This is a genomic window from Paramicrobacterium salitolerans, from assembly GCF_051513965.1.
Taxonomy (GTDB): Bacteria; Actinomycetota; Actinomycetes; order Actinomycetales; family Microbacteriaceae; genus Paramicrobacterium.
Map to the genome: position 1 here is coordinate 1,120,493 of NZ_CP195847.1, position 24,561 is coordinate 1,145,053.

Annotated in this window: 23 protein-coding genes and 2 tRNA genes; 22 read left to right on the forward strand and 3 right to left on the reverse strand. The window is 64.9% G+C overall.

Translation table 11 applies throughout. The annotated features are described in order from the left end of the window. Position 1 precedes the first annotated feature (1 nt). The 3 genes from ACSAGD_RS05290 to ilvC all read left to right on the forward strand — a co-directional run bounded on the left by ACSAGD_RS05290 (position 2) and on the right by ilvC (position 3,419). Entirely contained in the window at positions 2-1,813 is a 1,812-nt protein-coding gene (locus ACSAGD_RS05290) for an acetolactate synthase large subunit (protein WP_437584680.1), read from the forward strand. A 4-nt stretch (positions 1,814-1,817) separates the two neighbouring features. Next, positions 1,818-2,327, forward strand: a complete 510-nt coding sequence (gene ilvN / locus ACSAGD_RS05295; RefSeq protein WP_437584681.1) for an acetolactate synthase small subunit — start codon at positions 1,818-1,820, stop codon at positions 2,325-2,327. Between the two features lie 63 nt (positions 2,328-2,390). Further along, positions 2,391-3,419: a ketol-acid reductoisomerase gene (ilvC, locus tag ACSAGD_RS05300; RefSeq protein WP_437584682.1), complete on the forward strand. Its 1,029-nt coding sequence runs from the start codon at positions 2,391-2,393 to the stop codon at positions 3,417-3,419. A gap of 75 nt (positions 3,420-3,494) precedes the next feature. On the opposite strand, the gene ACSAGD_RS05305 is transcribed toward ilvC, so the two are convergent. Next, positions 3,495-3,872 (reverse strand): hypothetical protein, encoded by a 378-nt coding sequence (locus ACSAGD_RS05305; RefSeq protein WP_437584683.1) that lies wholly within the window; start codon positions 3,870-3,872, stop codon positions 3,495-3,497. A 118-nt stretch (positions 3,873-3,990) separates the two neighbouring features. Here ACSAGD_RS05305 and ACSAGD_RS05310 point away from each other — a divergent pair, with 118 nt between their 5' ends. The 16 genes from ACSAGD_RS05310 (at position 3,991) to ACSAGD_RS05385 (ending at position 19,978) form a co-directional block, all read left to right on the forward strand. Continuing rightward, positions 3,991-4,473 (forward strand): hypothetical protein, encoded by a 483-nt coding sequence (locus ACSAGD_RS05310; protein WP_437584684.1) that lies wholly within the window; start codon positions 3,991-3,993, stop codon positions 4,471-4,473. Continuing rightward, positions 4,473-4,796: a hypothetical protein gene (locus ACSAGD_RS05315; RefSeq protein WP_437584685.1), complete on the forward strand. Its 324-nt coding sequence runs from the start codon at positions 4,473-4,475 to the stop codon at positions 4,794-4,796. The genes ACSAGD_RS05310 and ACSAGD_RS05315 overlap by 1 nt, the downstream gene beginning before the upstream one ends. 107 nt (positions 4,797-4,903) lie before the next feature. After that, complete coding sequence (gene serA / locus ACSAGD_RS05320) at positions 4,904-6,493, forward strand: phosphoglycerate dehydrogenase (protein ID WP_437584686.1); 1,590 nt, start codon at positions 4,904-4,906, stop codon at positions 6,491-6,493. 273 nt (positions 6,494-6,766) lie between these two features. After that, a complete protein-coding gene (locus ACSAGD_RS05325) occupies positions 6,767-7,873 on the forward strand; it encodes a branched-chain amino acid aminotransferase (RefSeq protein WP_437584687.1) in 1,107 nt (368 codons plus the stop codon). A 79-nt stretch (positions 7,874-7,952) separates the two neighbouring features. Continuing rightward, a complete protein-coding gene (locus tag ACSAGD_RS05330) occupies positions 7,953-9,041 on the forward strand; it encodes a 3-isopropylmalate dehydrogenase (protein ID WP_437584688.1) in 1,089 nt (362 codons plus the stop codon). Further along, positions 9,038-10,147 (forward strand): branched-chain amino acid aminotransferase, encoded by a 1,110-nt coding sequence (locus tag ACSAGD_RS05335; RefSeq protein WP_437585112.1) that lies wholly within the window; start codon positions 9,038-9,040, stop codon positions 10,145-10,147. The genes ACSAGD_RS05330 and ACSAGD_RS05335 overlap by 4 nt, the downstream gene beginning before the upstream one ends. Positions 10,148-10,161: 14 nt before the next feature. Further along, positions 10,162-10,920: a fumarylacetoacetate hydrolase family protein gene (locus ACSAGD_RS05340; RefSeq protein WP_437584689.1), complete on the forward strand. Its 759-nt coding sequence runs from the start codon at positions 10,162-10,164 to the stop codon at positions 10,918-10,920. 139 nt (positions 10,921-11,059) lie between these two features. Beyond that, entirely contained in the window at positions 11,060-12,022 is a 963-nt protein-coding gene (gene mvk / locus ACSAGD_RS05345) for a mevalonate kinase (RefSeq protein WP_437584690.1), read from the forward strand. Beyond that, entirely contained in the window at positions 12,019-12,993 is a 975-nt protein-coding gene (gene mvaD, locus ACSAGD_RS05350; protein WP_437584691.1) for a diphosphomevalonate decarboxylase, read from the forward strand. The genes mvk and mvaD overlap by 4 nt, the downstream gene beginning before the upstream one ends. Next, positions 12,990-14,078 carry a phosphomevalonate kinase gene (locus tag ACSAGD_RS05355; RefSeq protein WP_437584692.1) on the forward strand — a complete coding sequence of 363 codons (1,089 nt, stop codon included), beginning with the start codon at positions 12,990-12,992 and terminating at the stop codon, positions 14,076-14,078. The genes mvaD and ACSAGD_RS05355 overlap by 4 nt, the downstream gene beginning before the upstream one ends. Next, positions 14,068-15,153: a type 2 isopentenyl-diphosphate Delta-isomerase gene (gene fni / locus ACSAGD_RS05360; protein ID WP_437584693.1), complete on the forward strand. Its 1,086-nt coding sequence runs from the start codon at positions 14,068-14,070 to the stop codon at positions 15,151-15,153. Before ACSAGD_RS05355 ends, fni begins: the two co-directional genes overlap by 11 nt. Beyond that, the gene (locus tag ACSAGD_RS05365; RefSeq protein WP_437584695.1) at positions 15,150-16,193 is read left to right on the forward strand and encodes a hydroxymethylglutaryl-CoA reductase; all 1,044 of its coding nucleotides are present in this window, start codon (positions 15,150-15,152) and stop codon (positions 16,191-16,193) included. The genes fni and ACSAGD_RS05365 overlap by 4 nt, the downstream gene beginning before the upstream one ends. Then, positions 16,190-17,341, forward strand: a complete 1,152-nt coding sequence (locus tag ACSAGD_RS05370) for a hydroxymethylglutaryl-CoA synthase (RefSeq protein ID WP_437584696.1) — start codon at positions 16,190-16,192, stop codon at positions 17,339-17,341. The genes ACSAGD_RS05365 and ACSAGD_RS05370 overlap by 4 nt, the downstream gene beginning before the upstream one ends. 38 nt (positions 17,342-17,379) lie before the next feature. Continuing rightward, positions 17,380-18,894, forward strand: coding sequence for a glutamate--tRNA ligase (gene gltX, locus ACSAGD_RS05375; RefSeq protein ID WP_437584697.1), 1,515 nt, complete (start codon positions 17,380-17,382; stop codon positions 18,892-18,894). After that, a complete protein-coding gene (locus ACSAGD_RS05380; RefSeq protein WP_437584698.1) occupies positions 18,891-19,817 on the forward strand; it encodes an NAD(P)/FAD-dependent oxidoreductase in 927 nt (308 codons plus the stop codon). The genes gltX and ACSAGD_RS05380 overlap by 4 nt, the downstream gene beginning before the upstream one ends. An 89-nt stretch (positions 19,818-19,906) precedes the next feature. Then, positions 19,907-19,978, forward strand: a tRNA-Gln gene (locus tag ACSAGD_RS05385). A 201-nt stretch (positions 19,979-20,179) separates the two neighbouring features. Here the strand turns inward: ACSAGD_RS05385 and ACSAGD_RS05390 are convergent. Further along, on the reverse strand, positions 20,180-21,622 hold the full coding sequence (locus ACSAGD_RS05390; protein ID WP_437584699.1) for a dicarboxylate/amino acid:cation symporter: 1,443 nt from the start codon (positions 21,620-21,622) through the stop codon (positions 20,180-20,182). A gap of 103 nt (positions 21,623-21,725) precedes the next feature. Here ACSAGD_RS05390 and ACSAGD_RS05395 point away from each other — a divergent pair, with 103 nt between their 5' ends. Beyond that, on the forward strand, positions 21,726-22,664 hold the full coding sequence (locus ACSAGD_RS05395; protein WP_437584700.1) for a hypothetical protein: 939 nt from the start codon (positions 21,726-21,728) through the stop codon (positions 22,662-22,664). A gap of 2 nt (positions 22,665-22,666) precedes the next feature. Here the strand turns inward: ACSAGD_RS05395 and ACSAGD_RS05400 are convergent, their stop codons facing one another. Next, the gene (locus tag ACSAGD_RS05400) at positions 22,667-23,305 is read right to left on the reverse strand and encodes an MBL fold metallo-hydrolase (RefSeq protein ID WP_437584701.1); all 639 of its coding nucleotides are present in this window, start codon (positions 23,303-23,305) and stop codon (positions 22,667-22,669) included. An 80-nt stretch (positions 23,306-23,385) separates the two neighbouring features. Here ACSAGD_RS05400 and ACSAGD_RS05405 point away from each other — a divergent pair, with 80 nt between their 5' ends. Continuing rightward, positions 23,386-24,291 (forward strand): diacylglycerol/lipid kinase family protein, encoded by a 906-nt coding sequence (locus ACSAGD_RS05405; protein WP_437584702.1) that lies wholly within the window; start codon positions 23,386-23,388, stop codon positions 24,289-24,291. Between the two features lie 90 nt (positions 24,292-24,381). Next, positions 24,382-24,454: transfer RNA gene (locus ACSAGD_RS05410), tRNA-Glu, on the forward strand. The last annotated feature ends 107 nt before the right edge of the window (positions 24,455-24,561 follow it).

A 24,561-nucleotide genomic window follows, 5' to 3' on the forward strand; every position in this document is an offset into this window, starting at 1 on the left:
TATGTCACCTGACCCCCATATGACCCCGCCGACACCGGCACCGCCGCCCTCACAGGGAACCCAGACGGAGCAGCTCACCGGAGCTGAGGCTGTCGTCCGCACGCTCGAGCTTCTCGGCGTCACCGACATCTTCGGCATTCCGGGCGGAGCGATTCTCCCGGTCTACGACCCCCTCATGGACTCCTCGAAGCTCCGGCACATCCTCGTGCGCCACGAGCAGGGAGCAGGGCATGCTGCTCAGGGCTACGCCTCGTCGAGCGGCAAGGTCGGCGTCTGCGTCGCGACGTCGGGTCCTGGGGCGACGAACCTGGTAACGGCGATCGCCGATGCTCACATGGACTCCGTGCCGATGCTGGCGATCACCGGGCAGGTGTTCTCCACGCTGATGGGAACAGACGCCTTCCAGGAAGCCGACATCGTGGGAATCACGATGCCGATCACGAAGCACTCCTTCCTCGTCCGCAAGGCCGAGGACGTCCCCGCGGCGATCGCGTCGGCCTACCACATCGCTTCGACCGGGCGACCCGGTCCCGTGTTGGTGGACATTACCAAGGATGCCCAACAGGAGCGCGCGCCGTTCGCGTGGCCGCCGAAGATCGATCTGCCCGGCTACCGTCCCGTCACGAAGGCTCACGGCAAGCAGATCCATGCCGCGGCGCAGCTGCTCGCCGAGGCCAAGAAGCCGGTCTTCTACGTCGGTGGCGGTGTCGTTCGCGCTGGCGCGTCGGAGGAGCTTCGCGGCCTTGTGGAGGCAACAGGCGCCCCGGTCGTGACGACGCTCATGGCCCGTGGAGCGTTCCCCGACTCTCACCGACAGAACCTCGGGATGCCGGGCATGCACGGGACCGTCCCCGCGGTGCTGGCGCTGCAGGACTCTGACCTGATCGTCTCGCTCGGTGCGAGGTTCGATGACCGCGTCACCGGCAAGGTCGCGGAGTTCGCTCCCAACGCCAAGGTCGTTCACGTCGACGTCGATCCCGCGGAGATCTCGAAGATCCGCATCGCCGACGTCCCCATCGTCGGCGATGCCAAAGACGTCATCGTCGATCTCACGTCCGCATTCCGTCAGGCGACGCACGTCACCGAGCCGGACTACGCCGAGTGGTGGCGCTACCTCGACGGTCTGCGCGACCAGTTCCCGCTCGGCTACACGCCGACGACTGACGGGCTGCTGGCTCCGCAGCATGTCATCCAGCGCATCGGGGAGCTCACCGGGCCGGAGGGCGTCTACGTCGCCGGTGTCGGCCAGCACCAGATGTGGGCTGCTCAGTTCATCGCGTACGAGCGCCCGAATGCCTGGCTTAACTCGGGCGGCGCCGGAACCATGGGCTACTCGGTCCCCGCAGCGATGGGCGCGAAAGTCGCTCAGCCAGACCGGCCGGTCTGGTCGATCGACGGGGACGGATGCTTCCAGATGACCAACCAGGAGCTCGCGACCTGCGCGATCAACAACATCCCGATCAAGGTCGCGGTGATCAACAACTCGTCACTCGGTATGGTCAAACAGTGGCAGACCCTGTTCTACGACGGACGGTACTCGAACACCGAACTCGACACCGGTCATGACTCCGTACACATTCCTGATTTCGTGAAGCTCGCCGATGCCTACGGCTGCCTCGGAATCAGAGTGACTAAGGAGGAAGAGGTCGACGACGCCATCAAACTGGCCCTGGAGACGAACGATCGACCGGTCGTCATCGATTTCGTCGTGAGCAAGGACGCCATGGTCTGGCCCATGGTCCCGCAGGGTGTGAGCAACAGCTACGTGCAGTACGCACGCGACCACAGCCCCGCATTCGATGAGGAGGTCTGAGACGATGACTGAACATGTTCTGAGCCTTCTCGTCGAGGACAAGCCGGGTCTTCTGACTCGCGTCGCGGGTCTCTTCGCACGCCGCGGCTTCAACATCGAGTCGCTCGCCGTGGGTGCGAGCGAGGTCCCCGGGCTCTCGCGCATCACGGTGGTCGTCGACGTGGAGTCGCAGCCGCTCGAGCAGGTGACGAAGCAGCTGAACAAGCTGGTGAACGTCATCAAGATCGTCGAGCTCGACCCCGCTCAGTCCGTGCAGCGGGAGCACATGCTGATCAAGGTGAAGGTCGACAACGTCACCCGATCTCAGGTGCTCGAGGCCGTCAACCTGTTCCGAGCTCGCGTGGTCGATGTGGCGACGGATGCACTCGTCATCGAAGTGACGGGGGACTCCGGCAAGACGCGTGCGCTGCTGCGTGTGCTCGAGCCGTTCGGCATCAAGGAGCTCGCTCAGTCGGGTCTGCTCGCCATCGGCCGCGGCCCGAAGTCCATCACGGAGCGGGTCTTCAAGAACTGACCAACCGGAGTGCTGACTGACAGCATCCGTTCATATACCTCAATCAGAAGGAGAACACATACTGTGACTGAGATTGTCTACGACCAGGACGCCGACCTGTCCCTGATCCAGGGTAAGAAAGTCGCCGTCATCGGCTACGGCTCGCAGGGGCACGCGCACGCTCTCAACCTGCGGGACTCGGGCGTTGAGGTCGTCATCGGTCTGAAGGAAGGCTCGAAGTCGATCGCCAAGGCCGAGGAGCAGGGCTTCACGGTCAAGAGCGTCGCTGATGCCTCGGCATGGGCCGACGTCATCGTCATTCTGACTCCCGACCAGTACCAGCGCACCATCTACGCCGAGTCGATCAAGGACCAGCTCGCGGATGGCAAGACGCTCGTCTTCGGCCACGGCTTCAACATCCGCTTCGGCTACATTGAGGCGCCTGAGGGCGTCGACGTGGTCATGGTCGCCCCGAAGGGACCGGGCCACACGGTGCGCCGCGAGTTCGAGGCCGGCCGTGGCGTTCCCGTGATCGTCGCCGTCGAGAAGGACGCGTCCGGGTCGGCGTGGGACCTCGCATGGTCGTACGCGAAGGGCATCGGCGGTCTCCGCGCGGGCGGCATCAAGACCACGTTCACCGAGGAGACCGAGACGGATCTCTTCGGCGAGCAGGCTGTGCTGTGCGGCGGAATGTCGCAGCTCGTGCAGTATGGCTTCGAGACGCTCACCGAGGCTGGCTACCAGCCGCAGATCGCCTACTTCGAGGTGCTCCACGAGCTCAAGCTCATCGTGGACCTCATGTGGGAGGGCGGCATCGCCAAGCAGCGCTGGAGCATCTCCGACACTGCCGAGTACGGCGACTACGTCTCGGGTCCGCGCGTCATCGACCCGCACGTGAAGGACAACATGAAGGCTGTTCTCTCGGACATCCAGGACGGCACTTTCGCGAAGCGCTTCATCGCTGACCAGGACAACGGTCAGAAGGAGTTCCTCGAGCTCCGCAAGAAGGGCGAGGACCACCCCATTGAGGCCACCGGCCGTGAGCTGCGCAAGCTGTTCGCATGGAACGCCTCCAGCGACGACGACTACACCGACGGCTCCGTCGCGCGCTAATCTTCGACGCACTGAGAAGCGGGCTCCGATGCAGATGCATCGGAGCCCGCTCTCGTCTCGGTCAGCGCGGTAGAGTCAGTCCTGACGATTGGCGCTGACGAGGATGCCGCGGCCGCTGAGCGCACTTCCGATCGCCTGATCGAGCTCGGCGAAGACGTTGCTGGCGCGACCGACGCCGATGGCGCCGCCCATCGCACCAGAGCCCGTCTCGCGCAGGAGTCGCGCGATGAGCTTCCCCTCGTGGTCGTAGAAGTACATTCCGAAGACGAAGCGCTGGTTCTTGCCCGCGAGCGCACCGAGGAACATGGTGAGCTTCTTGCTGCCTCGAGCGATGCTCCAGCGCCCGCTCGGTTCCGGCTCGACGTCGAAGCCGAGAGAACTGGCGGCATCACGGATCACAGCCTTCGCCTGTTCGTGGTCGCCGGAGATGAGATAGTCGATGGTCGTTGCCATGAGGCATCCTTTCGCTCAGATTCTCGCGACCATCAGCGTAGTGACATCTCGATCTTGTGAACATGGGCAACGCTCCCCATGACATCGCTGTGACACTGGGGCGGGTACGCTGGAGATCATGAGTGGGGACCGCGACGACGACTCGCTGATGTGGCCCGGGGATGACGACCCGACCTTGAGGGCGGGAGACGGTGCGCCGTCGCACGACACCCCGGTGCCTGAGGGGACGACATCGCATCCCCAGGAGCCCGCGGGGCGTCCGGCGGCGACGTCTGCGGAGACGGCTGAGACCGTTGGACCCGCGGGGCCACAAGGGCAGGCCGGCTCAGTCATGCTCATCGTGCTGGGGATCCTCGGTGGAATCTACCTCCTCTACACCGTGGGATGGACGATCACAGCGGTGAGAGCGTCGGCCGCAGCGGCGTCGGACATCGCGGGCATCCTCACGAAGATCGAGAACTGGTTCGCGGTGATCGCCGCCCCGCTGTGGTTCGTCTCCGTCCTGCTGCTCGCACGCCGTGCGCCTCGTGCGCGCGTGATCTGGCTGGTTGTCGGCGCACTCGTTCTCGTGCCCTGGGCGTTCATCGTGGGAGGTGCCTGATGGAGGAGACCACTGAGTCGACCGCGCGCGGCCGTTACAGCGACTGGCCGGAGCTTGCTCTCGCGATCGTGTTCGCATTCTTCTACGCGCTGATCCTGTGGCAGGCGGTCGGCAATCTGATCGGAATGGCCTCGATTCTCGGAGGGGTGCTGTCGGGCTTCGGCTGGTTCGTGATCGTCGCTGGTGTCGTGATGCCCGTCGTCTGCTATGTCGGCGCTGTCGTCGTCGGTCGGTCGATGAGCTACCCGAAGCGGATTCTGGTCTACCTCGTCGGCTTGACCGCCGCAGCGGCCACCTATGTGAGTCTTGTGAGTCTCGTCTGACGTAGCACGTCGTCACACAGCTCTGCCTGTCCACTAAACTGTCTCGCATCTGCGTCTCACCGTTGCGGCGTCGAAGTCCCATCCGCCGAACCCGTAAGGATATGCCTGTGTCAAAACCGGTCGTGCTGATCGCTGAAGAGCTCTCACCTGCAACCGTCGATGCCCTCGGGCCCGACTTCGAGATCAGAAAGGCCGATGGCACTGACCGCTCGGCGCTGTTCTCTGCCCTGAGCGAGGCCAATGCGGTGCTGATCCGCTCGGCGACGAAGATGGATGCTGAGGCCATCTCGCACGCGCCTAATCTCAAGGTGATCGCCCGCGCGGGTGTCGGCCTCGACAACGTCGACATCAAAGCCGCGACTGCTGCGGGAATCATGGTCGTCAATGCGCCGACCTCGAACATCATCTCGGCGGCTGAACTCACGGTCGGGCACATTCTGAGCCTCGCCCGTCACATTCCGGCGGCGAACGACTCGCTCCAGGGCGGTGCGTGGAAGCGTTCGTCGTACACGGGGGTGGAGCTCTACGAGAAGACCGTCGGCATCATCGGGCTCGGTCGCATCGGTGCTCTCATCACGGCGCGTCTCCAGGCCTTCGGCGTCTCCGTCATCGCGTACGACCCGTACGTCACGAGCGCCCGCGCTCAGCAGCTCGGCGTGCAGCTCGTCACCCTCGATGAGCTGCTTGAGCGCTCGGATTTCATTACCATCCACATGCCGAAGACCCCGGAGACGACCGGAATGATCGGCACCGAGCAGCTCGCGAAGATGAAGCCGAGCGCGTTCATCGTGAACGTCGCGCGCGGTGGGCTCATCGACGAAAGCGCCCTGTTCGAGGCCCTCTCGGCGAAGACGATCGCGGGAGCGGCGCTCGATGTCTTCGTGACGGAGCCGCCCACGGAATCGCCGCTGCTCGGTCTCGACAACATCACTGTCACGCCTCACTTGGGTGCGTCCACGGGAGAAGCACAGGAGAAGGCCGGAGTCTCCGTCGCCAAGTCTGTGCGCCTCGCGCTGAGCGGCGAGCTCGTGCCCGACGCTGTCAACGTCGCGGGAGGTGTCATCGACCCGTACGTTCGTCCCGGCATCCCGCTCGTCGAAAAGCTCGGACAGGTGTTCTCCGGCCTCACGCACTCGCCGCTCACGAGCGTCGACGTTGAGGTCCACGGCGAGCTCAATGACTACGACGTCAGCGTCTACAAGCTCGCCGCGCTCAAGGGCATCTTCACGAATGTCGTGAGCGAGACGGTCTCATACGTCAACGCGCCGCTCCTCGCCGAGCAGCGTGGCATCGACGTACGACAGATCGTGGATGCCGTCAGCGACGAGTATCGCAACATCATCACGCTCCGCGGTGCGCTGAGCGACGGCTCGCAGATCTCTGTGTCGGGTACCTTGACCGGCACGAAGCAGATCGAGAAGATCGTCGGCATCAACGGATACGAGGTCGAGGTTCCGATCGAGAAGCACCACGTGATTCTCTCTTACGCGGATCGCCCCGGCATCGTCGCCGTCTACGGTCAGAAGTTCGGTGAGGCCGGCGTCAACATTGCGAATATGCAGATCTCGCGCCACGAGGCAGGCGGTGAGGCTCTCAGCGTGCTCACGATCGATTCGCCCGCACCCGACGGCGTCCTCGACGCGATCGCCGAGGCGACACAGGCTCGCTTCGTCCGAGAGATCGACATCACCGAGTAAGGCACTTGAGGATCGAGGGCGGCGGAGAACCTTCTCCGCCGCCCTCGTCGTTCCCGTACGTGTTCGGACGCTGGTAAATTGGTTCGTGACGCCGCCGGCGACCATATCGACGGCATCACGCCGACAGTGCAGACTCACTCAGCGCACGAATCGGATTCTCGGCCCCGCACGATCGGGCTTCACCTCGCATCGCGCCGTCGCGACACGTCCTCCCAGAATGGATTCGACGTCGCGCGAGGGCTCTGCTCCCACGCACTCCTCCAAGGAATCTGTATGACACTCACGGTCGCCGCAGCAGCACCCGCATTCTCCCGTCTGCCCTCATCCTCGCCGCTCTCGGCGGAGGAGCGCGACGCGATTCTCGCCGAGCCCGGGTTCGGCCGCCATTTCACCGATCACATGGTCGCGATCGATTGGACCGAGGATGCCGGCTGGCACGATGCACGCGTGCAGCCGTACGGTCCGCTGCAGATGGATCCGGCCTCGGCAGTGCTCCACTACGCTCAGGAGATCTTCGAAGGGCTGAAGGCGTACCGGCACGCTGATGGTTCGGTGTGGACGTTCCGCCCGGACATGAACGCGCGTCGTTTCCAACGTTCGGCCCGGCGTCTCGCACTTCCAGAGTTGCCGGTCGAGGATTTCCTCGCCTCCCTGTCGGAGATCGTCGCGGCAGACGCAGCCTGGATTCCGACGGGCGGAGAGCACAGTCTCTACCTGCGTCCGTTCATGATCGCCAACGAAACCTTCCTAGGGGTGAGGCCTGCTTGTCGCGCAGCGTATTTTGTGATTGCGTCTCCGGCTGGTCCGTATTTTTCGGGTGGTGTGACGCCGGTGTCGATTTGGTTGTCGACGGAGTTTTCGCGTGCTGGTCGTGGGGGGACTGGTGCGGCGAAGTGTGGTGGGAATTATGCGGCGTCGTTGTTGCCTCAGGAGGAGGCGGCGGCGAATGGGTGTTCGCAGGTTCTGTTTTTGGATGCTGAGTCGGGTCGTCATGTTGATGAGCTGGGCGGCATGAATGTGTTCTTCGTGATGGGGGACAGGTTGGTGACGCCGGCGACGTCGGGGAGCATTCTTGAGGGTGTGACGCGGGATAGTGTGATTCAGTTGGCGCGGGATCGTGGTCTTGTGGTTCAGGAGCGTGATTTCACGTTGGATGAGTGGCGTGATGGTGTGGAGTCTGGGCGGATCACTGAGGTGTTCGCGTGTGGGACTGCTGCTGTGATTACGCCGATTGCTCAGGTGAAGGGGCCTGATTTTGCGTTTGGTGAGGCGGATGCTCCGGCGGGTGAGGTGACGATGTCGCTGCGTCAGGAGTTGACGGATATTCAGTATGGTCGTGCGGAGGATCGGCACGGCTGGCTTTACCGACTCGACAGCTGAGGCGCCGTCTGCGGTCGGCTTCCGTGATGCTCGGCGGTAGGCTTGAGAGCACATTGACGTCACGTTTCTTGGGAGCCACATGTCACGCACGCTGTCACTCGCCGTCATCCCCGGAGATGGAATCGGCCCGGAGGTTGTCGCTGAAGCGGAGAAGGTGCTCGACCGGGCGCTCGAGGGCAGCGAGGTCACGCTGGCCAAGAAGCGCTTCTCTCTGGGAGCGGCTCGGTATCTGGAGACAGGCGATGTGCTGACGGATGCCGATCTCGCGGCGATCTCCGAAACCGACGCGATCCTGCTCGGGGCGGTCGGAGGGCACCCGGGTGACCCTCGCCTCAAAGACGCCAACATCGAGCGCGGTCTCCTGCTCCGACTGCGCTTCAGCCTCGACCACTATGTGAATCTGCGGCCCACTCGGGTGTACCCCGGCGTTCCCAGTCCGCTGCGCGAGGCCGGCGAGGTCGACTTCGTCGTCGTGCGCGAGGGGACCGAGGGCCCGTACGTCGGCAACGGCGGCAGCATCCGTCAGGGCACGGCGAATGAGATCGCCAATGAGGTGTCGGTGAACACCGCATACGGTGTGGAGCGAGCGGTCCGCTACGCCTTCGCGAAGGCAGCATCGCGTCGAAAGCGCCTCACGCTCGTGCACAAGACCAACGTGCTCGTCTTCGCGGGGTCGCTCTGGAAGCGGACCGTGGATGCCGTCGCGGCGGAGTTCCCCGATGTGGCGGTCGACTATCTCCACGTCGACGCGGCGACGATCTTCATGGTGACCGATCCCGCCCGCTTCGACGTGATCGTCACGGACAACCTGTTCGGTGACATCCTCACCGATCTGGCGGGAGCCATCAGCGGCGGCATCGGCCTCTCGGCATCCGGCAACATCAATCCCGAAGGCACATTCCCCAGCATGTTCGAACCCGTGCACGGCTCTGCCCCCGATATCGCGGGTCAGCAGAAGGCCGACCCGACGGCGGCCATCCTCTCCGTCGCGCTCATGCTCGAGCACTTCGGGCTGGCCGAGCGCGCCGCCGCGGTGACCGCTGCCGTAGAGGCAGACATCGCGGAGCGCGAGGGAGCGACCCGAACAACGACTGAGATCGGCGATGCCATCGCCGCACGCCTCGATGGAGAGGCTCTCGAATCCGCATCGACACCCAAGGAACACTGATGACCACTGCCACCGGCGCCGCGCCTCTCGAGTTCGCGCGCACACTCAACCCTCGCCCGGCCAGTGACGCGGAGCGCGATGCCGTTCTCGCGAACCCCGGCTTCGGCATCCACTTCTCTGATCACATGGTCGCGATCGACTGGACGATCGACGCGGGCTGGCACGATGCGCGTGTGCAGCCGTACGGGCCGCTTCAGCTCGATCCCGGATCAGCCGTTCTGCACTATGCGCAGGAGGTCTTCGAAGGGCTGAAGGCGTATCGGCACGCTGATGGTTCGGTGTGGACGTTCCGTCCCGAGATGAACGCGCGTCGTCTCCAGCGTTCGGCCCGGCGTCTCGCGCTGCCGGAGCTTCCCGTGGAGGACTTCCTCGCATCGCTCAAGGAGATCATCGCGGTCGATGAATCCTGGGTTCCTTCCGACGGCGACGCGAGTCTGTATCTTCGTCCGTTCATGATCGCGAATGAGACGTTCCTCGGTGTTCGTGCGGCGCACACTGTCGCGTATTTTGTGATTGCGTCTCCGGCTGGTCCGTATTTTTCGGGTGGTGTGACGCCGGTGTCGATTTGGTTGTCGACGGAGTTTTCGCGTGCTGGTCGTGGGGGGACTGGTGCGGCGAAGTGTGGTGGGAATTATGCGGCGTCGTTGTTGCCTCAGGAGGAGGCGGCGGCGAATGGGTGTTCGCAGGTTCTGTTTTTGGATGCTGAGTCGGGTCGTCATGTTGATGAGCTGGGCGGCATGAATGTGTTCTTCGTGATGGGGGACAGGTTGGTGACGCCGGCGACGTCGGGGAGCATTCTTGAGGGTGTGACGCGGGATAGTGTGATTCAGTTGGCGCGGGATCGTGGTCTTGTGGTTCAGGAGCGTGATTTCACGTTGGATGAGTGGCGTGATGGTGTGGAGTCTGGGCGGATCACTGAGGTGTTCGCGTGTGGGACTGCTGCTGTGATTACGCCGATTGCTCAGGTGAAGGGGCCTGATTTTGCGTTTGGTGAGGCGGATGCTCCGGCGGGTGAGGTGACGATGTCGCTGCGTCAGGAGTTGACGGATATTCAGTATGGTCGTGCGGAGGATCGGCACGGCTGGCTTTACCGACTCGACAGCTGACGAAAGGACCTCGAGTGAAGATCGCACGGTTCAGCCACGACAACGCCATCAACTACGGCGTACTCGACGGCACAGACCTCGTCGTTCTCGACGGAGACCCGATGTTCGCGGGGTACAACCCCACGGGCGAGCGAGTTCCCTTGGAGAACGCGACCCTGCTGGCTCCCGTGATCCCGCGATCGAAGGTCGTCGCGGTCGGGCGCAACTATCACGACCATGCGAAGGAGATGGGCGGGGAGGTCCCGGACGAACCGCTGCTGTTCTTGAAACCGAACACCTCTGTGATTGGGCCGCACGACGCAATCGTCCTGCCGGAGCTCTCGGATCGCGTGGAGCACGAGGGCGAGCTGGCGATCGTGATCGGGAGCATTGCGCGCAACGTCCCCGCGAAAGACGCCGCGAGCGTCGTCTTCGGTTACACGGCAGCGAACGATGTGACCGCACGGGATCTCCAGCGAAAGGATCCTCAGTGGACGCGGGCGAAGGGATTCGACACATTCTGTCCTCTGGGCCCTGTGATCGAGACGGAGTTCACACCGACCGAGGGCACGATTGAGACACGCGTGAACGGTGAGGTGCGTCAGAACGGGTCTCTGGCCGACATGATCCACTCGGTGGGAACCATCGTCGAGTACGCATCGGCCGTGTTCACGCTGCTTCCCGGCGACGTGATCCTCACCGGAACACCGGCGGGAGTCGGCCCCCTCGCGAGCGGCGATACGGTCGAGGTGGAGATCTCGAATATCGGCATTCTCAGCAACCCTGTAGCCTGATCCGCCCGTTCTCGGAGCTGAGTGGCGCTAAGCTGTACGCTGAAAACTTGCTCCATCGTGATGGCAGTCGCGCCGTTCGATGTCGAGGAGAGTCCCGGTCGACGCCGACGGGCGAGAACAGATCAGGACAAGGCACTACATGCACCAACCCGCGCGAACGGCGGAGGGATCCGCCCATGCAAAGACGATCCTGCTCGGCGAGCACGCCGTCGTCTACGGTCGTCCGGCGATCGCGTTTCCTGTCGCATCGCTGACGCTCCACGCGGAGGCGAGCAGCATTCCCGCGGGGCTCACACTCGACACGCTGTACCAGACGGGCGCCGTGGTCGCTGACGGAGACACGAACACGCTGAAAGAACGCCTCGCGGAGATCGCGCTGCGCCGCACTCTCGACCACCTCGGGCTCCCGCACGACCGCGTCGCCGTCCGTGTCACGGGGAGCATTCCCGCAGCACGCGGCCTCGGCTCGAGCGCCGCGGTCGCTCACGCCGTCGCCGTTGCTGTCGCGCGCCTGAACGAGGCTGACCTCACCCCCGCTCAGCAGTTCGCCATCGTGCAGGACGTGGAGCGTGTGGCTCACGGAACACCGAGCGGACTCGACGCGCGGGCGACCATGGCAGACGGACCGATCTGGTTCGATCACGGTGAGGCCTCGCCGCTGGCGTCAGAGGGTGTGGCCGGGCTCGTCGTCGCGGACACCGGGGCCCCGGGGCGCACATCGACAGCGGTGGCCGAGGTTCGCCGCCGTCGAGAGCAGAACCCTCAGGCCGTCGATTCAGCATTCGACGAGATCGCTCAGCTGACGCGTGACGCGCGCGCCGATCTGAGGGACGGCGACACCGCGACTCTCGGTGCCCGAATGAACGTCTGCCACGGCATCCTCAGCGAGCTCGGCGTCAGCAGTTCAGACTTAGACCGACTTGTGCAAGCCGCTCGCGACGCCGGTGCGGTAGGTGCGAAACTGACCGGAGGCGGCCAAGGCGGATGCATCATCGCTCTCGCGCCGTCTGATGCGGAGGTCCCCGCGCTCGCGCAGGCTCTCGCCGACGCGGGCGCCCGAGGCGTGTGGCCGGTCTCCGCACGAGAGGAGGATGCCGCGTGAGCACGGCGACCGCACACCCGAACATCGCTCTCGCGAAGTACTGGGGCAAACGCGACGAGCGGCTGATCCTGCCGGCGACCGGCAGCCTCTCGATGACTCTGGATGTCTTCCCCACAACGACAACGGTGTCTCTCACCGACGCTGATGAGGACTCCGTCGTTCTCGATGGAGAGACCCTCACGTCGGACGAGGCTGCGCGGGTGACGACCGTGCTCGATCTCGTTCGTGAGGCGAGCGGCCGACGTGAGTACGCGGCCGTGTCATCGACGAACACCGTGCCGACGGCGGCTGGCCTCGCATCGTCTGCAGCGGCGTTCGCAGCTCTTGCGACCGCTGCGGCGGACGCTTACGGACTCAGCGCCGACGGCGCGCTGCTCTCGCGACTGGCCCGTCGCGGGTCCGGCTCTGCGTGCCGCTCGATCTTCGGGGGACTGGTCCGATGGAACGCCGGAGACAGCGATGACACCTCGTTCGCTGAGCCGCTCGCGTGGGCGGGCCCCGATCTGGGCATGGTCGTCGCGGTTGTGAGCTCGGCGCGCAAGAGCGTGTCGAGTCGAGAGGCCATGCGCCGCACCATCGCGACCTCACCGTATTTCCCCGCGTGGGTCGAGTCGAATGCAGCACTTCTCGAGCAGATGTCGATCGCTGTCGACGCGGGGGATTTCACGCTCCTCGGGGAGCTTACGGAGCAGAGCGCGCTGCGTATGCACGCGAGCATGTTCGGCGCCGTTCCGCCCGTCCGCTATCTCACCGCCGCGAGCATCGCCCTGTTCGATGCGGTGGGGGAGCTCCGTGCTTCCGGTCTGGAGTGCTACGCGACGGCCGACGCCGGTCCGAACGTGAAGGTTCTCTGCCGCGCTGACGATGCTCAGGCCGTCTCCAACCGGCTCGCTGAGATCGTGCCGAACGCGGAATATCGCGTGGCGCACACTGGTACGGGCGCTCGCCTAGTCGAAGAGGAGGCTGAATGATCACGGTCCGCGCTCCGGGCAAACTTTACATCGCCGGCGAATACGCGGTCGTCGAACCGGGCAATCCGTCTGTGCTCGTCGCCGTCGACCGGTACGTGCGCGTCGACCTCACACCGAGCGTGGGCAAAGGCAGCATCCACTCTGAGCAGTATGGCCGTCAGCCTCTCGTCTGGTACCGCGACTCCGGCGGTATCGTCATCGACCACGACCTCCGCCCCGTCGACTACATCCTGTCGTCGATCGCCACGGTGGAGCGCCTCGTCTCCGAGCGCGGCGTCACGCCGCGGTTCTATGACCTCACGGTCTCCAGCGAGCTTGACGACGTTTCCGGGCGCAAGTTCGGCCTCGGGTCGAGTGCCGCTGTGACGGTGGCCACCATCGCCGCACTCGACGAGTTCTACGATCTGAAGCTGACCCATCTCGAGCGCTACAAGCTCGCCGTGCTCGCGACGATCCCCGTGTCGCCGCACGCGTCCGGAGGAGACCTTGCCGCGAGCACCTTCGGCGGCTGGATCGCATACTCTGCTCCCGACCGCGCAGAGGTGCTTCAGCTGCTGAACGAGCGAGGCGTCCTCGCCGCGCTCCAGCACGACTGGGAGGGCCTCGGCATCCGCCGACTCACGGCCCCGAGTTCGCTGCAGCTCATCGTGGGATGGACGGGCGAGCCGGCATCGACGTCGCGGTTGGTCGACAGCCTCCAGGATCGCCGGTGGCGAGAAGAGATCCACTACGCAGACTTCCTCGCGCAGAGCCGTCACCACGTCGACGAGCTCATCGCGGGGCTCGACGCGGACGACCCGGAGCGCATCAAGGAGGCGATCCGAGGGGCGAGACGCACGCTCGCCGCACTCGACGATGCGGCGACGCTCGGCATCCAGACTCCTGAGCTGAGGCTTCTCAGCGACTCGGCCGAGGCGATCGGGGCGGCTGCGAAGTCGTCTGGCGCAGGCGGCGGTGACTGCGGCATCGTCTTCGCCGACAGGGATGCCGATGTGTCGGCGCTTCTGCGAAAGTGGGAGCTCAGCGACATTCGCCACCTTGCGCTGGCGGTGCATCCCGCGGAAGGACAGCTCGATGACCAGTGATCGCAAAGACGACCATGTTCGGCTCGCCACAGAGCAGAACCGTGCTCGGGACCGCCGCAACGACTTCGACGAGGTTCGCTTCGTTCACCATGCGCTCGCCGCATACGACCTCGCGGACGTCGACCTCTCGGTGCGCGTCGGCCCGCTGACGTGGCCGGTTCCGCTGTACATCAACGGCATGACGGGCGGCAGTGCCGAGACCGCGCTCGTGAATCGCGACCTCGGGATCGTCGCTCGTGAGACCGGCATCCCCATCGCCTCGGGGTCGATGAGCGCCATGTTCCGCAACCGCGAGACGACCGAGAGTTTCAGTGTGCTGCGCGAGCAGAACCCTGACGGCGTCGTGCTCGCGAACCTCAGTGCGAATGCGTCGCCGGAGCAGGCCCGCGAGGCCGTCGGACTCCTGAAGGCCGATGCGCTGCAGATCCACGTCAACAGCGTGCAGGAAGTCGTGATGCCGGAGGGCGACCGCGCATTCTCGCACTGGCTCGGCAACATCGAGCGCGTCGTGAGCGCTCTCGATGTGCCGGTCATCGTGAAGGAGGTCGGCTTCGGCATGAGCCGCGAGACCGTCACGACGCTCGCGGGCGCGGGTGTGCGCATCGTCGACGTGAGCGGTCGGGGCGGAACCGATTTCGCCGCCATCGAGAATTCGCGTCGCACCGGCGCAGACTTCAGCACGCTGTCCGGCTGGGGGCAGTCCGCCATCGCCGGTCTGCTCGACTCGCGTTCCGCAGCGGAAGCTGCGGGAGTCACGCTGCTCGCCTCCGGCGGAGTGAGAAATCCGTTGGATGCCGTGCGGGCGCTGAGCCTTGGCGCCGCTGCCGTCGGCGTCGCCGGAGGCTTCCTCCGCGTGCTGCGCGACGAGGGCATCGATGCGCTCATCGCAGAGATCACGGGTTGGCTCGATCAGATCCGATCGATCACGGCGCTGCTCGGCCAGGCATCCCCGGCGACGCTCACAGAGACCGATGTCATCATCGGCGGTGCGGTTCGCGAGTTCTGCGAGGCGCGCGGCATCGACATCCGCCCGTACGCGTCGCGCGGCACGAACACGAGGAGGACAGACCGATGACCGACGAGATGCTCTATGCCTCTGTGCCGCTGCGGTGGCTTGGCCCCGTGCGCGTCACCGGCAACGTCGTGAACGACGAGCAGGAAGTTCCGCTCGCCACCTACGAGACGACGCTGTGGCCATCGGTGCGACGCGGCGCGCACGTCTCGACGCTCGTTGATGACGGCATCCGTGCGACGCTCATCGACGATCGCATGGCTCGCTCCGTGCTCTTCGAAGCGGATGACGCGCAGGCCGCCCTGACCGCGGCGCGTCGACTCGAGGCCGATCTGGCGGCTCTGCAGGCGGTGGTCGCCGAGACCAGCCGGTTCGCGTCGCTCGTCGAGGTCAACCATCAGATTGTCGGCAACCTGCTGTTCCTTCGCTTCGAGTTCACGACCGGAGACGCGTCAGGCCACAACATGGTGACGCTCGCGGCCGACGCGCTGATGGCGCACATCCTTCAGGCCGAGCCCACGCTGCGATACAGCTCGATCTCGGGCAACTACTGCACGGACAAGAAGACGTCCGCGGTGAACGGCATTCTCGGACGAGGAAAGAACGTCGTCACTGAGATCCTCATCCCCGAGGAGATCCTGCGTCGGCGACTGCGGACGAGCGCCGAACGCATGGCCGACCTCAACGTGCGCAAGAACCTGATCGGGGGAGCGGTCGCCGGCAGCCTCCGCTCGGCGAACGCGCACTACGCGAACATGCTGCTTGCGTTCTACCTCGCCACCGGACAGGACGCAGCGAACATCGTCGAAGGCTCGCAGGGCTTCACACACGCGGAGGCGCGCGGCGACGATCTCTATTTCTCATGTACTATCCCGAACCTCATCGTCGGTTCGGTCGGCAATGGCAAGGGGCTCGACTTCGTGACGGAGAACCTTGCCCGACTCGGATGCGCGGAGACGCGGGACCCGGGTGACAACGCGCGGCGACTCGCAGTTCTCTGTGCCGCCACGGTGCTCTGCGGGGAGCTGTCGCTCATGGCGGCGCAGACGAACCCGGGCGAGCTCATGGCCGCGCATCTTCAGTTTGAAAGGAAAACACGATGAGCATCGGCATCCACGACATCTCGGCGGCGACGGGAAGCCTCGTCTTTCCGCTCGCGGACCTCGCCGATCACCAGGGGATCGACGTCGGCAAGTACCACCGCGGAATCGGTCAGACCGAGATGAGCCTGACGACCGAAGACGAAGACATCGTCACGATGGCCGCTCGGGCGGTCGCTCCCATCATCGAGCGCCACGGCACCGACGGCATCCGCACCATCGTCTTCGCGACGGAATCGGGTGTGGACCAGTCGAAATCGGCGGGCGTGTTCCTGCACGGCGTGCTCGGGCTGCCGAACAACGTGCGCGTGGTCGAGCTGAAAGAGGCGTGCTACTCGGCGACCGCGGCGCTCCAGTTCGCGCTCGGCATCGTGGCACGGCGCCCCGGCGAGCGGGTGCTCGTCATCGCAAGCGACGTCGCCCGCTATGAGTTGGAGTCGAGCGGCGAGGCGACCCAGGGCGCGGCGGCCGTCGCGATGCTCGTGTCGGAGGACCCGTCTGTGCTGGAGATCGAGCCGGTCTCGGGTCTCTGGACCGACGACGTCATGGACTTCTGGCGGCCCAACGACCGCAGCACCGCGCTCGTGGACGGGCGGTATTCCGTGCAGGTGTACCTCGAGGCGCTCGAGGGCGCATGGAACGATTATCGTGAGGGCGGCGGCGCCGACTACTCGACGATCTCGAGGGTCTGCTACCACCAGCCGTTCACGCGCATGGCCGCGAAGGCGCAGCAACGTCTCGACCGGATTGCGACAGACGGCTCTGCGCCTGAGGTCGATCGTCTCGACGGCACGACGCAGTACAACGCACGGATCGGCAACAGCTACACGGCATCCATCTACCTCGCATTCCTCTCACTGCTCGACAACGGTCCGGACCTCGCGGGGGAGCGCATCGGCTTCTTCAGCTACGGCTCCGGTGCCGTCGGTGAATTCTTCGCGGGCACCCTCGTCTCCGGCTACAAGGAGCAGCTGCGTGCCGGGCACCTTGACGGGATGCTCGAAGAGCGACGTCTCATCGGCTACGAGGACTACCGACTGCGGCACATCGCTTTCGACCGCGTCGGCGACTTCGCGACAGCGGACGAATCGACCGGGGATGTGCGGTTCGCCGGTGTGACGGAGCACAAGCGGCTCTACGAACGTCGCTGACAGCGGCATCCGACATCACCTCGACTAAGATTGAGGCGATGTCACTCGCAGATAGATACCCCTTCTCGTCCGCTTCCGGCTCCGATGTGCGTCTCCGGTTCTGCCCGTCGCCGACCGGCACCCCGCACGTCGGTCTGATCCGCACCGCGCTGTTCAACTGGGCGTATGCGCGTCACACCGGCGGAAAGCTGATCTTCCGCATCGAAGACACCGATGCCGCCCGCGACAGCGAGGAGAGCTTCGAGCAGATCCTCGACGCGCTCGCGTGGCTCAACATCGACTGGGACGAGGGCGTGAACGTCGGCGGTCCTCACGCGCCGTACCGGCAGTCGCAGCGAAGTGACATCTACACAGACGTGATTGAGAAGCTCATGGCTTCCGGTCACCTGTACGAGAGCTTCTCGACGGCGGAGGAGATCGAGGCGCGCAACGTCGCCGCTGGGCGTCCGGCGCAGCACGGGTATGACAACGGCGACCGCGATCTGACGGACGAGCAGCGTCAGGCGTTCCGCGACGAGGGGCGTCAGCCGGCGCTCCGACTGCGCGTGCCGGACGAAGACCTGTCGTTCACCGACGTCGTGCGCGGCGACATCACCTTCCCGGCCGGATCCTTCGTCGACTTCGTCGTCGTGCGTCCGAACGGCAAGCCGCTCTACACGTTCGTCAACCCGGTCGACGATGCGCTGATGGGCGTCACGCACGTGCTCCGCGGCGAAGACCTTCTTCCGTCGACCCCGCGTCAGATCGCGCTGTACCGCGCGCTCATCGACGTCGGACTCACGACGTTCGTGCCGAACTTCGGCCACCTGCCCACGGTGCTGGGCGACGGCAACAAGAAGCTCTCCAAGCGCAACCCCGAGTCGAACCTGTTCCACCACCGCGACCGCGGCTTCATCCCGGAGGGGCTCGACAACTACCTCGCGCTTCTCGGCTGGGGCTACTCCGCTGACCGCGACGTCTTCACGCTCGACGAGATGGTCGAGCGCTTCGACATCGCAGACGTGAACCCGAACCCGGCACGATTCGACGTCAAGAAGGCCGAGTCGATCAACGGCGACCACATCAGGATGCTTGAGGTGCAGGACTTCGCCGAACGTTGCATTCCGTATCTCTCGGCCGCCGAGGTGCTGCCGGAGCAGCCGACGGAGCAGCAGCGGGAGATCCTTGCCAAGGCCGCTCCGCTCATCCAAACCCGCGTCGGGCTGCTGAGTGAAGCGCCGGGAATGGTCGGATTCCTCTTCACCGACGCGAACGGGTACGAGTTCCAGCCTGATGCGCTGAAATCGCTGCCGAAGAATGCGTCAGAGGTGCTGGATGCCGCCCTCGCGGTGCTGCGTGACGTCGACGACTGGTCGACCGACGCGCTGCAGCAGGCGCTTGCCGCGGCGCTCGTCGACGACATGGGCCTCAAGCCTCGCATCGCGTACGGGCCGCTTCGCGTCGCCGTCTCAGGTCGCCGCGTCTCGCCACCGCTGTTCGAGTCGATGGAGATCCTCGGCAAAGACGACACGCTCGCGCGCCTGCAGCGTCTGGCGGCGCACCTGGGGGAGTGAGACCCACGGACTACGATGTCGTCGTCATCGGAGGGGGACCAGCCGGTCTCTCTGCGGCCCTCAACCTCGTACGTGCGCGACTCCGCGTCTTGGTGCTCGATTCGAACCGCCCGCGGCACGCAGCGACGCTCTTCGCCCACGGATTTCTGACCCGCGACAACATCTCTCCTCTTGACCTGCGTCGTCTCGGCCGTGAGGATGTGACGGCGTATGAGAACGGTGAGGTCCAGTTCGCGCGTGTTGAGGCGGTCACCAGAGTCTCGGGTGGCTTCCGGATCATTGCGAGCGGGGTCCGTGGGGCTCCTGATCGTGATGTTCACGCACAGAGAGTCGTCGTCGCCACGGGACTCGCAGAGATTCTCCCGGATATCGGGAACGCTCGGGCGTTCTACGGCACGGCGCTGCACAGCTGTCTCGAGTGTGACGGCTGGGAGAAGAGCGGAGAGCCGCTCGTGCTCGTCGGTGAGACTGACGATCTTGCGTGGCACGCCTGGCGGGCACTCCAGTGGACGGACGATCTGACGGTGCTGACCAACGGTGTCGCGCGGGTGACGGATGCCGAGGAGGCAGCGCTCGCTGAGGTCGGCGTGTGCGTCGATCGGACCCCCGTGACCGAGGTCACCGGGGCTCACGGTGTGATGACGGGGCTCGCGATGAGCGACGGGCGAACGTTGGCCTTCAGCAAAGGGTTCATGCGCCCCACCTGGCGGGCGCGACTGGAGTTCTTGACGGAGCTTGGCGCTGTTCGAGACGAAGAAGGTCTTCTCATCGTCGACCCGCGAGGGAGGGCATCGGTCGCCGGGCTGTATGCCGCAGGGGACATCACGCCGCCTGGGCCCCAGCAGATCGCCGTTGCCGCTGGCGCGGGTGTCGTCGTCTCAGCCACGATCACGCACGACCTCGCGCTGGAAAGGCGAGGATAGAAGACACGCCCGGCCTCGCTCGGTTTGGCTAGGACCACGTGCGTGGGCTAAAGTTGTCTCTTGGTTCCAGCTCCGGCTGGAAGATGCCATGGGGTATGGTGTAATTGGCAACACGGCTGATTCTGGTTCAGTTGTTCTTGGTTCGAGTCCAGGTACCCCAGCTCGAAGATCCTCACGCAGAGCGTGGGGATTTTTTGTTTCTCAGAACGACTCGGCATGACGCGCAAGACGGCAGCGGAAGACCGAACGGGTGCCTGGGGCGTTTATGACGCAAGCATCGATGGGGTGAGTACGACCCCGAACCTGGGCTGACGAGAGTGGGGCACGGCGCTCAGGACGCCGTGCCCCACTCCCCAGAGAGCTCAGTCGCGAACCGTCTCCTTCTCAGCTGAGTGCTTCGTCTCAGTCGTTTGACCTGTGTCGGCTGGGTGCTCTGCGGCATCCGCTGGTTCACTCTCGCTGAAGGGAACGCCCTTTCGTGAGGCGTTGTACAGGTCGAGGTCCAGGATGCCTTCGCGCTTCGCGACGATAGTCGGAACGAGTGCCTGCCCCGCCACGTTCAGCGCGGTGCGTCCCATGTCGATGATCGGGTCGACGGCCATCAGAAGGCCGACGCCGTCGAGCGGGAGGCCGAGGGTTGACAGGGTCAGCGTGAGCATGACGACTGCGCCCGTCGTCCCCGCCGTCGCTGCGGAGCCGACGACCGATACGACGACGATGAGCACGTACTGCCAGATGGAGAGCTCGATGCCGTAGAACTGCGCGACGAAGATCGCGGCGATCGCTGGGTAGATGGCCGCGCATCCGTCCATCTTTGTGGTCGCGCCGAGCGGCACTGCGAACGCGGAGTACGCGCGTGGCACACCCAGATTGCGTTCCGTAACGCGCTGAGTGAGCGGAAGTGTGCCGATCGATGAGCGGCTGACGAAGCCGAGTTGCACGGCAGGCCACACACCACTGAAGTACTGCTTGATCGACAGGCCGTGGCTCTTCACAAGGATCGGATAGACGACGAACAGGACGATGAGAAGGCCCGCGTAGATCGCGACCACGAACCAGAGCAGCGCACTGAGTGTCGGAGTGCCGTACGCGGCGACAGCGTGCCCGATGAGGCCGAAGGTTCCGATGGGAGCGATGCGGATGATCCACCAGAGCGCCTTGAGCACGATGCTCAACAGCGATTCGTTGAATGTCAGGAATGGCTCCGCCTTGGCGCCCACTTTGAGCGCGGCGATTCCGATCGCGGCGGCGACCACGATCACCTGAAGAACGTTGAATCCTGCGCTGGCCTCGATGGCACCGTCTGCTCCTGCGTGCGCCGAGACGTCGAGACCGAGGATATTGCTGGGGATGAGCCCGATCAGGAAGTTCCACCAGCTGCCGACGGCGTATGGTGCCGACTCTTCGAGCTCGCCCGAGACCGCGTGATTGCCGGGCTGTACGGTGATGCCGAGGGCGATGCCGATGGACACGGCGATGAACGCGGTGATGGCGAACCACAGCAGAGTCTGCACAGCGAGTCGCGCCGCGTTCGACACATGCCGCAGGTTGGTGATGCTCGAGATGATGGCGGTGACGATCAGCGGGATGACCGCGGTCTTGAGCAGGCCGACATAGGCGCCCCCGATGGTGTCGAGCGTCGTAGTGAGCGCGTTGGGCTCGTCGTCGCTGACAGGGCCGATTCCCGCGGCGATGAGTCCGGCTGCGACTCCGAGCACGAGCCCGGCCGCGACCTGGAGGCTGAACGAGGAGGCCCATCGGCGCAGCCGGCTTGGGGGAGTGATGGTTTCGGAATTGCGTGACATCTCAGTGACTTTCTGCGTGCGGCATGTGGCAGAGACGAGATTAGGCACGCCCGGCGCTCTGAAGCAGCCGCATTACGCGCCGTTACGGCGCTATCGTCGTAACATGGACGCCGATCCTTCGGAGCTCACTCGCTCGAGACTCGACGCAGAAGCACACGCGACGCTTGACCGTGTCGTACGACACGGTCGGACGCGACGGCGATCGTCGCGCACGATCATCATCGCCGCAGCCGTGGTCGCGACGCTGATGGCTGTGTCTGCGATCTCGTCCCTTCTGAGGGAGGGGAATCTCACGGGGAGCGTCATCGCGCTGTGCTTCTTCGGTCCACTCGTGCTCATTGCCATTGGGCGTCTACGAACGCAGCGCCAGTCGGGGCGCTTCCGCTTCATCAATGCGATCGTGATGACGAGAGCGGTTCGTCCACCGGCGGACTCATGGGTTCATCTCGCGCCGACCAGGCGGCTGGGCTGGTCGACGATCGTCGCCTTCGCCTGGTTCTCGCTCGGTGCGACAGCGGTCTTCATCGCCGGTTTCGGTCAGCTTTTCGGGGTCTTCCCGAAGCAGAACGAGGATGCTGGCTCGATCGAGCTCGTCATCGCCGGCGTGCTCGCGCTCGCGGCCGCGTGTGTCGGCTGGTGGGTCACGTGGCTGATGTACTCGCGGAATGCACGGAGCGAAACCGTCGGCCGACGCCTCAGCGGGCTTGCCCTTGGCCGCAACGGTGTGGCCGTCCATGTTCCGGGTCGCGACCTCGAGGTGCCGTGGACCAGCATCACGTCCGTCGAGACGAAGGTACTCGATCTGTCACGTGACTCGAGCGTGCCGATGATCGTGATCTCGTACCGTGTGGACGAGGGGCGCCCCGACGGCGTGCAGTATGTGCCGATTGACACGCTCGACGTTCCGCCGGATGCCGCCTTCACCGCGCTGCGCTGGTACTGGTCGAACCCCACGGCTCGGACCGAGCTCGGGCGTGTCGAGGCCCGTCGCCGCCTCGAAGCGTGGCGACGCGCAGCCCTCAGGGCGCCGGCGAACGGCTGAGATCAGACGACAATCGTGTCACCGGGTTCAAGCGCGTGATGCTTTCCACCGGTCGCCTCGACGACGCCGCGGATCCGGTCGTTTGAGAGTCCTTTGCCGATGTTCGACAGCACCATCTCGTGAGTCGGGAAGCTTCGTCGAGGTGAGACAGCCGCGACGAAGTCCATCACCTCGCTGATCTTGAGCCAGGGGGCGCCGGCGGGTACTGCCATCACGTCGACGTCGACTCCCTCGGGCACGGTGAAGGAATCTCCGCCGTAGTACACCGCATCGTTGATCAGCACGCCGACGTTGTCGACGATGGGGATGGACGGGTGGATGACGGCGTGCTTGCCGCCGAAGAAGCGCAGGGTGAAGGGGTCGACAGCGATCTCCTCGCCCGGTTCGACGACGGTGATATCGAAGTCGGAAGCCGATGCGGCGACGCCTGCGGGCCCGAAGAATCTGACGTTCGGGCTGACCGCCTGCACCCGCCTCAGCTGCTCTGGTGTCCAGTGATCAGGATGCTCGTGCGTGATGACGACGGCCACAGTGCCCGCGGGGTCTGTCAGCGGGGCCGTGTAGGCACCCGGATCGACGATCAGTCGTGCCCCGTCTTCTTCGACGATGAACGCCGCGTGTTCGAGCTTCGTGAGTTTCATATCGTCAGTCTTGCGCTGGTCGGGGAGCGTCGCAAGGCGACCGACACTCGCGACACGGCTCTGCTGGGATAATCGGCCCTGTGACTCATGACGAGCCGCGGATTGCCGTGGCGATCAACCCGGCGTCGAGCTTCGGCGCTTATGCGATGGTCGGGCTCCGCGTCGCCGAGGAGCTCGCGTCCGGCGGGGCCTCGGTCATAACGATTGTGGAGAGCAGCGCAGAACAGCTCTCGGGAGCCCTGCGCCGCGAGATCTCGATGCGACCGGATCTGGTCGTCGCCGTGGGCGGAGATGGGCTCGTCAGCATCGTGATCAACGCCCTCGGCGACTCGAACGTTCCCCTGGCGATCGTGCCGACGGGCACAGGCAATGACCTGGCGCGCGGTCTCGGCATCTCTCGCGAGAAACCGGATGCCGCCGCCGCTCGGATCCTCGCGGGGCTGCGCGCCGACAGCATCCGTCACATCGATCTCGGTCTCGCGGAGACTCCTCAGGGGGAACGGCGTTTCGCCGGGGCGGTGTCCGTCGGATTCGACGCTCGCGTGAATGCGCGGGCAAACGCGATGCGTCGGCCCAGGGGAGCACTCCGTTACGTCATCGCCACGCTGAAAGAGCTTCTCGGACTTCGCCCGCTCGAGGTGACGATCATCGGTTCGCACGGCAGCGATGCTCGCCCGGTCACCTTCGTGACCATCGCTAACAACCGCTACATCGGTGGGGGAATGATGATCGCTCCCGATGCGGACCTTTCCAACGGATGCCTCGACGTCGTCACCGTCGCGCCGCTCGGCCGGCTGAAGCTGCTGGCCTTCTTTCCGAGGGTCTTCGCGGGGACGCACACGGCTCTGGAGGTGATCGACGTGACGCGTGTGCATGACGTCAGCATCTCCGGCCCCGCCGTCGATGCCTACGCGGACGGAGAGCGCCTCGGAACCCTCCCCGTGACCGTGACTGTGCTGCCTCGCGCGCTCGCCGTCCTCGCCTGAAATCACGCCCGACACGCCCGAAAAACACGGGAAACGGCGCCGATTTGTCGACATCAGTCTTCCTGTGCCATACTCATTGAGTTGTTTTCCGGCCCCATCGTCTAGCGGCCTAGGACGCCGCCCTCTCACGGCGGTAACGCGGGTTCAAATCCCGCTGGGGTCACAACATGAAGAAAGCCTTTCAGGATCACTCCTGAAAGGCTTTTTCTTTCCCATCAGATTACGATCGGGATGCACATCTCCACGGGGAGCCCGTGGCCTGACCCAGGT